9 protein-coding genes are annotated in these 8,692 nt (G+C 68.0%); 7 read left to right on the forward strand and 2 right to left on the reverse strand.

From position 1 onward, the window contains the following. Window positions 1-342 precede the first annotated feature (342 nt). The 3 genes from ACFY15_RS27770 (at window position 343) to ACFY15_RS27780 (ending at window position 2,832) form a co-directional block, all read left to right on the forward strand. On the forward strand, window positions 343-1,089 hold the full coding sequence (locus tag ACFY15_RS27770; RefSeq protein ID WP_390826274.1) for an IPT/TIG domain-containing protein: 747 nt from the start codon (window positions 343-345) through the stop codon (window positions 1,087-1,089). A 95-nt stretch (window positions 1,090-1,184) separates the two neighbouring features. Next, complete coding sequence (locus ACFY15_RS27775) at window positions 1,185-2,204, forward strand: IPT/TIG domain-containing protein (protein ID WP_390826275.1); 1,020 nt, start codon at window positions 1,185-1,187, stop codon at window positions 2,202-2,204. Between the two features lie 160 nt (window positions 2,205-2,364). Continuing rightward, window positions 2,365-2,832 carry an Ig-like domain-containing protein gene (locus tag ACFY15_RS27780; protein ID WP_390691568.1) on the forward strand — a complete coding sequence of 156 codons (468 nt, stop codon included), beginning with the start codon at window positions 2,365-2,367 and terminating at the stop codon, window positions 2,830-2,832. 613 nt (window positions 2,833-3,445) lie between these two features. Here ACFY15_RS27780 and ACFY15_RS27785 read toward each other — a convergent pair. Continuing rightward, window positions 3,446-3,895 (reverse strand): hypothetical protein, encoded by a 450-nt coding sequence (locus ACFY15_RS27785; RefSeq protein ID WP_390691567.1) that lies wholly within the window; start codon window positions 3,893-3,895, stop codon window positions 3,446-3,448. Window positions 3,896-4,261: 366 nt separating this feature from the next. Here ACFY15_RS27785 and ACFY15_RS27790 point away from each other — a divergent pair, with 366 nt between their 5' ends. The 3 genes from ACFY15_RS27790 (at window position 4,262) to ACFY15_RS27800 (ending at window position 6,253) form a co-directional block, all read left to right on the forward strand. Continuing rightward, a complete protein-coding gene (locus ACFY15_RS27790; protein WP_390826276.1) occupies window positions 4,262-5,017 on the forward strand; it encodes a transposase family protein in 756 nt (251 codons plus the stop codon). Window positions 5,018-5,243: 226 nt separating this feature from the next. Continuing rightward, window positions 5,244-5,870, forward strand: a complete 627-nt coding sequence (locus ACFY15_RS27795) for an alpha/beta hydrolase family protein (protein WP_390691825.1) — start codon at window positions 5,244-5,246, stop codon at window positions 5,868-5,870. Window positions 5,871-6,031: 161 nt separating this feature from the next. Beyond that, window positions 6,032-6,253 (forward strand): integrase core domain-containing protein, encoded by a 222-nt coding sequence (locus ACFY15_RS27800; protein ID WP_390691824.1) that lies wholly within the window; start codon window positions 6,032-6,034, stop codon window positions 6,251-6,253. On the opposite strand, the gene ACFY15_RS27805 is transcribed toward ACFY15_RS27800, so the two are convergent. Next, window positions 6,250-7,509, reverse strand: a complete 1,260-nt coding sequence (locus ACFY15_RS27805) for a hypothetical protein (protein ID WP_390690344.1) — start codon at window positions 7,507-7,509, stop codon at window positions 6,250-6,252. The two genes, ACFY15_RS27800 and ACFY15_RS27805, sit on opposite strands and share 4 nt — an antisense overlap. A gap of 571 nt (window positions 7,510-8,080) precedes the next feature. Between ACFY15_RS27805 and ACFY15_RS27810 the strand changes: the two genes are divergently transcribed. Then, a complete protein-coding gene (locus ACFY15_RS27810) occupies window positions 8,081-8,542 on the forward strand; it encodes a TNT domain-containing protein (protein ID WP_390690345.1) in 462 nt (153 codons plus the stop codon). Window positions 8,543-8,692: the final 150 nt, after the last annotated feature.

Raw genomic sequence — 8,692 nt, forward strand, 5'->3', positions numbered from 1 at the left:
CCGGGTGCGCGCTCCGCCATTCAGGTGACAAGTGGAGTCGCAGTCTTGTCACTAATGCACCCGTATGGGTCACTTGAATCAGCAAACCGGTGGGCCGCCCATACCAATCCGGGGGATTGCGGTAATGGCGGCGCCTGCCGGTTCTTCTCTGGGCGTGTGCAGGAGCCGCGAACCCCGCAGCCTGTTCGAGCCGCTCGTCCCCCCTCCCCTCAAGCGGCTTCCGTGAACGCAGGAACTCACTGTGCACTTCGGTGTCGTCCTGCCAAGCGTGCCTTTGGCGCCTGGGTGTCCCGCCGGTCGGCTGTGTCCTCTGTCCCTGTTCTGACAGCGAGGAGTCTCTCCATGTCCATCTCTCCGAATCAGGGGTCGACCGGCGGTGGCACGCTGGTGACCATCACCGGTACGAACCTCTCCGGCACCACCGCGGTGAAGTTCGGCAGCAAGTCGGCCACCAGCGTCACCAACGTCTCTCCGACCCAGGTCACCGCGGTGTCCCCCTCAGGTACGGGCACGGTCGGCGTCACCGTGACGACTCCGGGCGGCACCAGCAACCCGGTTCCCTTCTTCTACGTCGGCGCCCCGTTCAAGTCCTCGCTGGGGGCGACGTCAGGCCCGCTGCTCGGCGGCAACACGATCACCATCAACGGTGTGGGGCTGTCGACCGCGAACTCTGTGTCCTTCGGCGGGGTGCCCGCCACCCCGACGTCCGTGTCAGACACCCAGCTCACTGTCACGGTGCCGGCGGGTGCGGCGGCGGGCCCCGTCGGAGTGAGCGTCACCACCGCGGGAGGTACCAACAACGGTCTGTCCTACACCTACGTCGACGCTCCCACCGTGACCGCGGTCGCCCCGTCCTCCGGGCCCACGTCTGGGGGTACCGGTGTGACGATCACCGGTACCAACCTCGACACCACCGAGTCGGTCACCTTCGGCGGCACCGTGGCACCGTTCGCCGTGGTGAACGCCACCACGCTGTCGGTGGTGACTCCGCCCGGTGCCGCCGGCGCGGTGGACGTGGTCGTCACCAACCCGGCCGACTCGGCCACGGCCGTTGGCGCCTTCACCTATGTCGCAGGCCCCGGTATCTGAGCACCCCCGTCCCGCCGCCGCCTGGTTCACCATCGGGCGGCGGCGCCGTCGTGCCCGACTCCGGGCCCCAACCCAGGCCCTCGCAGGAGCACCTCATGCCACCCACACTCAGTGCCATCAGTCCTTCCCTAGGCCCCACCACCGGAGGCACCATCGTCACCCTCACCGGCACCGGTCTGACGGGGGCCACCTCCGTGCGATTCGGCAGTACGCCTGCCTCATTCACCGTCAACTCGGACACCCAGATCACCGTCGTCAGCCCCGTCGGTAGCGCGGGCGCGGTGGCGGTGACGGTCGTCAGCCCGGCCGGCACCAGCAAGGCGGTGACCTTCACCTACGTCGCAGCCGCGGTCCCGGTGGTCACGGCGGTGGCGCCCAGCAACGGTCCGACATTGGGCGGCACCAGCGTCACCATCACCGGGACCGGGTTCACCGGCGCCACCGCGGTGCGCTTCGCCGATGTGCCGGCGGCGTCGTTCTCCGTCAACTCGGCCACCCAGATCACCGCTGTGACGCCGACCGGAAACCCCGGCGGCGCCGCGGTCACCGTGACCACGCCCGGGGGCACCAGTGCCGTTTCCGCCGCCGCCTACTTCTTCTACGCCGCGCCTCCCGTACTGACCGACTCCGCCCCGGCCCAGGGCCCGGCGTCCGGCGGAACGGTGGTGACGCTGACCGGGTCCAGTCTGCTCAATGCGAGCGTGGTCCGCTTCGGCGCCACGAACGCCACCTCCTTCACCATCGTGTCATCGACACAGATCACGGCCACCGCACCACCGGGTACGGGAAGTACCCAGATCACGGTGGTCACGCCGGGCGGAACGAGCAACCCTGTGCCCTTCGTCTACTTCCCCGCTCCCACACTCACCGGCCTCGCGCCCGTCAGTGGACCGACTTCCGCCGGCACGGTCGTCACCCTCACCGGCACGAATCTGGCCACCGCGACAAAAGTCACCTTCGGCGCCACGGTTTCAGCCTTCACGGTCAGCTCCGACACACAGATCACGGCCACGGCACCTGCCGGACCCGCCGGTCCGGTGTCAGTGAGCGTCAGCACCGCCGGCGGCTCCAGCGCCAGCCTGATCTACACCCGCGTCGCCGCCCCCGCCATCTGAGCAGCGGCCGGCCTCGTTCCAGCGGGCTTGGTCCGCTGGTCCAACCGGGTTCCCTCTGCGCGCGGTCTCTCGCATGAGGAGGTGAGTCGCCTTAGCGTGAAGATCACCCCCGTACGCACCACCCTGCGGGCCACGTCCACCGAGGTAGGGAACTGAACCGGTGAGAATCACGCGAGGCAGAGGAAGCCTGGTCGTCACCACTGCGCTGGCGGCCGTACTGGGGCTGGCATCGTCCGCGGCGGCGGCGTCGTCGAGCACCACCGTGACGGCCACTCCGCAGACCGCCACCGCGGGCTCGCCGGTGCAACTGCACGCATCGGTCGGCTGTGAATCCGATCCCGGCGGCGGTCTGGGCGTGACGTTCTTCGACGGCGGCAACCTGCTGGCCACGGTGCCCGTGACCCCCAGCGGCCAGGCCGACTTCAGCACCACCTTCACTGCCGGCACACACACGATCACTGCCGCCTACAACGGCAACGAGACGTGCGATGCCTCCAGCGGTGCAACGACGGTCCAAGCCACGGCCGCCCCCATTCCGCCCAGCACCACCCCCGGCTTCTGCCTGCTCGCCTGCGGCGGCCTGATCAATTTCACCACCGGCAACATCACCAATTACATCCGCACATGAGCACGGCAAGCGCACACCAGGCAAAGCGCCTGGACGGCGGGCGTTCGCGAACACTCGGTAATGGCCCTTGCAGTGGTGTAGAAGATCTTTCGGTGGTGTCGGGCGGCCGGGTCGCGGTGTCGAAATGGAGGGTATCCGTGCTTTCGATGGAGAGGCAGCCGCGGGGAAAAGTGACCCATTCGTCGTGCAGTTCTGAGGGCGGCGGTGGCGAGGCGGCTGACGGCGGCGGTATTCGGGAAGACCTGTACGACGTCGGAACGTTGCTGTCACTGCGTAGAGGCTTCGACTGATGCCCTGGGTCTTCGTCCGGTCGCACTCCCGGGCCGAGCCGAGGATTGTTGGTCGGTCGTCTCGCGCAACTTCGCCTGGATGCGTGCCAGGCCTCCACGGTCGGCAGATGCGTCAGGCTCTCCGTGAGGCAGATGCGAGGGACAGAGCCACCCGCAGTGATCCGAGTGACCAACCCAGCCATCCGGACATGTTCTGGTGGGGCGGAGGCGTACGAGGCCGAAATCCTCCTGTGTAAAGCCTGAAAGCCGTTACGGAACACGGCGTATGACGCAGCTCGGCGGCTTCAGCGGCCGCTCTCGATCACTGACGGGACGACACCTGATCACCGCTCACAGTTACCGACCACAGAACCTGAGCCAGAGCCGCGCCCCGCGAACAAAGGCATCCGCCTGACGCGCCCGCGGTCGGGCAGCATCCACAGCACCCCCGGCTCGTCGCTGCCGGCGGGCGCCGCCTGCCCCAACAGATACGCCAGGTGCGCCCGGTCTTCCTCCTGCGGCCCGTCGGCTCGGCTGTGCTGCTGTCCGACCTGGAGGTAGCCCCGCAGGGTCTCCGGAGCCATGCCGGTGTGCTCGCAGTACGCGGCAATCAGCATGGACACGCTGACCATGGTGTCCGCCGCGTCCGTCGCCCGGTACAGCGTCATCCGCTTCCAGTCGTGCGCGACGTCCGGAGCGGCATATTTCATGACTTCTTGGCAGCGCTCGACCGCTACGGACACCAGCTGGTTCACCGCGCGACGCAGCGGCTGGGGCATCGGAGTGTATTCCATGACTGCACGTTATCGGCGCCACGCCCCGCGCATCCCGAGCCGTGGTCGCTGATCACCCGTACGCACCAGCGTGTCCCACACCGTGATTTTGAGGAAGCGTTTGTGCAGCAGAGGGCTGCGGCCAGGCCGAGAAAGGGCAGGTAGCTGCCGTGGCGCGGTGCGGCGTGACAGCGTCCTCCTGAACTCCCCCGGATACGGCGACTACGTCCCACCTGACATCCCCTCCCTGGGACATCAGAATCCATTGAGCCTTTTCCAACCTGACCGCGATGCCGGGCTGTTGGGGGTCAAGGGCTGTACGCAACGACGAAGCTCCTGGTAGACGGGTTCTCGACCAAGATCACCCGTGCCTGCCAGGAGCTTCGCGTGCTTGGCTACCCGTCCTCGATCGATCTGTCCAGTAGCACCCTGCGGCATCTGACACGACAGCTCACCGCGAGGCGGCGGGAGCTCGGTACACGGTGGCGGCGACTGCCCGCCGGCCGCCAGGCCCTGCTCGCCCTGGCCCATCTGCGGTGCGGTGACACCTATGCCCAGCTCGCCGCGGGGTTCGGGATCGGTATCGCGACCGTCTACCGGTACATACGTGAGGCGATCGAAGTCCTGTGCGTCCTGGCACCGTCCCTGGACGAGGCGATGGAGACGGCCCGGACGAAGGCGTTCGTGATCCTGGACGGCACCCTGCTGCCGATCGACCGGATCGCCGGCGACACGCCGTACCACTCGGGGAAGCACAAACGGCACGGCATGAATGTGCAGGTCCTCACCGATCCGTTCGGCCGATTGCTCTGGGCCTCGGCCGCTCTGCCAGGCTCCACCCATGACCTGACGGCTGCCCGAAGCCACGGGATCGTCGACGCGCTCGCCGCCGCGGGACTGAAATGCTGGGCGGACAAGGCCTACCAAGGCGCCCGTCGGCACATCCGAGTCCCCTTCCGGGGCCGCCGGCTGGAGCGATGGAAGCGACGTCACAACAGCAGCCACGCCAAGATCCGGTGCGTCGGCGAGCAGGCCATGGCCGCCCTGAAGGGCTGGCGCCTCCTGCGGAAGCTCCGCTGCAGCACCAACCGGATCACCGACATCGTCAAGGCCGTACTCGTCCTTCACCACGCCTCAACATGAGGTTGGAAAAGGCTCACTCTTCGTCACCACCGAAAGCGAGACAGGGCCGAAAGTGAGACAGGGCCGTTCGGGGTCGTGCCGGACATGACGCGCCGTTCCGTGCCGCAATCTGCTGCGCGCTAACCTGAGGCCAAAACAGAGCATGGAGTGACCTGCGGGCCGTTGTCGGGGAGCGGCGCTGTGGTGAAGGTGAAGGAGTGAGATGCGAGCACTGACGCTTGGTCCCATGAACGATGAGCGTGTCGTGCTCTTCGCTGCTGGAGCAGGCGGCGATCCGGAGCGTTACCGACCCCTTCTGGAGCACCTGGCAGGTCAGGACTGCCAGGTCATTGCGCCTTGCTTCGAGCCTTTCGTCGCGCGAGAGGCGACAACGGCTGAGCTGCTGGCCCGCCCGGTCGGGCTGGTCGAGGCGCTTCACCGATGGGCGTCTCCGGACGCGGCTGTCGTGGTGGTTGGCCACTCGATCGGTGGATGGGCCGGCCTGTGCCTCGCCGGTGCAACGCCCTGGGGGCGGGACGGCAAACCGTTGGATGTTCCACGAGAGCCACGCGTCGGCCGTCTGGTCTTGTACGCGCCCGCGGCCGGCTGGTTTGCCGCTCCGGGTGCCCTGGACACGGTGACAGCGCCGATGCTCGTCTATGCGGGGGAGATGGACACCGTCACGCCCGTCGAGCAGGCCATCCGCTTGAAGAGCGCACCCGCCCAGGTCGACGTTCGCGTCGTGCCGGGGGCTGGTCACTTCAGCTTCATGAATACGCCGCCGCCGGGCACGGTCGAAAGCGAGGGCTTCGACCGTGGCCCGTTCCTCAGCGAGCTCGCGCAAGCGACCACGGCGTTCGCCGTCGCGTCCTGAGGTGGCATGACACGCCGTTCGGACGCTGGTCCGGACGGCGCGGTATTGCCCGGCTGCGCGGGTGGCAGAACCCGCACAGGTCCGTGAGATCGATGGCGACGAGGAGCAGCGCCCATTGCGGACCACCCGCAGAGGCACGAGGTCGGAGGTGACCTGGCGGCATGCGTGCCCGCGTCGAACACCTCTACGCGATCGCCGTCGAGCGGCTGAACCTCACCCTGCTGGACGAGTGGGCCTACGCCCGCCCCTATCAGTCAGAACAGCAACGACGCGACGCGTTCCCGAAGTGGCTGCACCCCTACAACCACCTCCGCGGACACACCGCGCTCGCAGGCAAACCACCAGCCAGCCGCGCCCCCCACCTCACTGGGCAATACACCTAGGGGCAGGCCGGCCTGCTCACGCCGTAGAGAACCCTCTTGCCCTCGCCCGCGTGTTCGGTGAGGGTCCACAGCTGATCGACCGAGTGGAGCCAGTAGAGGTCCTGCAGCCCCCGGCCGCCGACCTGCGACGTGGGTGTTCTGTTGCCGGTGGCATTGGCGATGACCAGATCGCGGTTGCCGCTTCCTCCGCCACCCGTGTTGAAGTAGTAGCAACTGCGCGAGAAAGCGCCCTGGACGTAGCGGACGGGCTGCATCCACGCCCTGAACGGGTGAATGGTGTTGCGGAAGCTGGTCATGTCGGCGTTGCTCCAGCGGACCACCTGGCCGACGCGCGAGGTCCGGTACTCGCTGGTGATGAACACCGGGGCGAAGTTGGGGTCGTCGGGGTTGCGCTCCAGCGACATCGAGTCGTAGCGGGTGGTGGAGGAGTTCGGGTTGTTCCAGCGGCCGATCTCAGGCAGCAGGTAGTCGTACCCGCGCCCGCAGTACTTGCCGTTGGGCCCCGGCTGACGTCCCGTCGGGCACGTCGGGCCGGTGCTTCCCTTCGGGTTGCGCGCCAGCTGCAACAGGTTCGTCGTGTCGTAGACGTGGATCCCGCGCTGGTTGTCCGCGACGAAGATGTGGTTCTGGTACCAGACGATACCGCCCGCGTGGACGGACACCTCGCCGTAATTGTTCCCGGCCTGGTTCGGCTCGACGAGCAGAGTGTGGATGTACCTGTGGGTGACGGTGTCGAGAAAGCTCAGCCGGGTGCCCGGCGGCGGCGTCGCGTCTCCCGGAGAACCCGCGTGCCAGGAGAAGACGATGGCCTTGTGCCCGTCCACCGTGCCCCCTGTCCGGGCGTCCTCGGTGCCGCTGATGCCTTGCGGGGTCCAGTCGCCGGTGATGGTGTCCTGCGGGTTCAGGCAGTAGAGCGCGGCGAAGGGGATGCCCTGTAGGGCACCGCCGCTGCCGGTGGCCCTGTTGCGGCACCCGGCGTTGTTCTGCGTCTGGGCGTTCCGGTCGGCCGCGTCCAGCATGGATCCCATCGTGACCCGGGCGCCGTTCGGATTTACGGCCCCTCTGAGCATGCGGGCCTGGGTCTGCCGGTCGTTGCCCCAGTGGAGCGCGAAGGCCTCCGGGGTGCCGCGCTCCATCGGTACCGGAGCCGGGTGGGGGGCCGTGGCCGGAGCGGCCGGTACTGCCACAGTGAGCATGCCGAGTACGGCCATGAGGAGCACCGCACCGGTCGCGCGCCCGCGTCTGTGGAACTTCATGATCTTCTCCGATGGCAGGAAAGCGAAACACGGGACACTCCTGTCGCACCTGTGGCCGACGAGAGAGGTCCACCGTCGAGAACTTCCATCCCCGCCTCGTGGGGTGAATCGTGCGCACGACCGGAAACGTCACCCGTGGTGGAGGTGCTCGGCGTAACGTCCGCTCCCCGGTCGTGTCCCGCTTGGGCGGGCTGCGGCATGCGGAGTGCTGTCGGCTGCCTGTGCGTACTTGCGCCGCCATCCGAGTGGCCACCCGTGGTTGCTGCCGCGGAGCCCTGAGGTTGAGGGGGTGCACTGAACGACGTCCTCAGAGGGGCCACAGGCAAGGAGACATCGGATGCGTGTACCGCGCAGAATCGCAGGGAGCGCCGTTCTGTCGCTCCTCCTGGTGGGCATCTCGCCCGCCACCGCCCAGGCTGCGGCGGCCGATACCCAAAACGGCGTCACCTGCCCGACGCGGCACAGGGACACTGCGACGAACAAGGCGCCGTCCCCGCAACTGGAGGCATACCACGGCGATGACTGGCGTCTCGGCCCCAAGGTACTTCCGCAGACCGGCCCCATCGGGAGGATGCTGGAGGGCTACCGCCCGGAGGGCCCCACCTCGCGGTACTGGTTCCTCGGGTGCTACTGGCAGACGAATCCGCAGAACGACCCGCAGGTCGGCGGCTGGTGGTTCCCGGACCACAACGGGTTCGTGCTCCGCGACGGCCGGCCCGTGGAACGGTCGCTGACACTCCGGAAGGGGCAGTTGGTCGACCTCTTCGGCAGGGGTGACTCGGGCCACTTCCTCGCACCGCAGGGCACGCCGTACGCCAAGCGCGCGATCCCTCCGAGCAACCTCGACGAGTACAACGCCTCCGACCCTCCGTTCAACTACCACCTCTACGAGGTCACCGCGGACTTCACGGTCGAGGCCGGTCCGGCCAGGCCCTGGTTCAACCAGCCCGGGCTCGGCACCCAGTACTACACGAGCACCATCGTCGGAGACCTGAAGAGCCAGGGGAAGCTGAAGGAGATCACCGTCACGTGACGGCGGCTCCGGTCGTGGGGGGCCCCCCCGGGGCCCCCCCCGGGCGGGGGGGGGCGCGGGGGTGTGTTTTAGCCGTGGGCGGGGGGGGCGGGGGTTGCGGGGGTGTGCGGGGACACGGTCGCCTGAGCCACTGGGCGTGGGGTGTTTGAC

Origin of the sequence: Streptomyces sp. NPDC001373 (assembly GCF_042895815.1) — a bacterium.
Taxonomy (GTDB): domain Bacteria; phylum Actinomycetota; class Actinomycetes; order Streptomycetales; family Streptomycetaceae; genus Streptomyces.

Bases quoted from the DNA above. Each gene is read 5' to 3' on its own strand.
- ACFY15_RS27770 (WP_390826274.1), top strand. From the start codon at position 343: ATGTCCATCTCTCCGAATCAGGGGTCGACCGGCGGTGGCACGCTGGTG.
- ACFY15_RS27775 (WP_390826275.1), top strand. From the start codon at position 1,185: ATGCCACCCACACTCAGTGCCATCAGTCCTTCCCTAGGCCCCACCACC.
- ACFY15_RS27785 (WP_390691567.1), bottom strand. From the start codon at position 3,895: ATGGAATACACTCCGATGCCCCAGCCGCTGCGTCGCGCGGTGAACCAG.
- ACFY15_RS27795 (WP_390691825.1), top strand. From the start codon at position 5,244: ATGAACGATGAGCGTGTCGTGCTCTTCGCTGCTGGAGCAGGCGGCGAT.
- ACFY15_RS27800 (WP_390691824.1), top strand. From the start codon at position 6,032: ATGCGTGCCCGCGTCGAACACCTCTACGCGATCGCCGTCGAGCGGCTG.
- ACFY15_RS27805 (WP_390690344.1), bottom strand. From the start codon at position 7,509: ATGAAGTTCCACAGACGCGGGCGCGCGACCGGTGCGGTGCTCCTCATG.
- ACFY15_RS27810 (WP_390690345.1), top strand. From the start codon at position 8,081: ATGCTGGAGGGCTACCGCCCGGAGGGCCCCACCTCGCGGTACTGGTTC.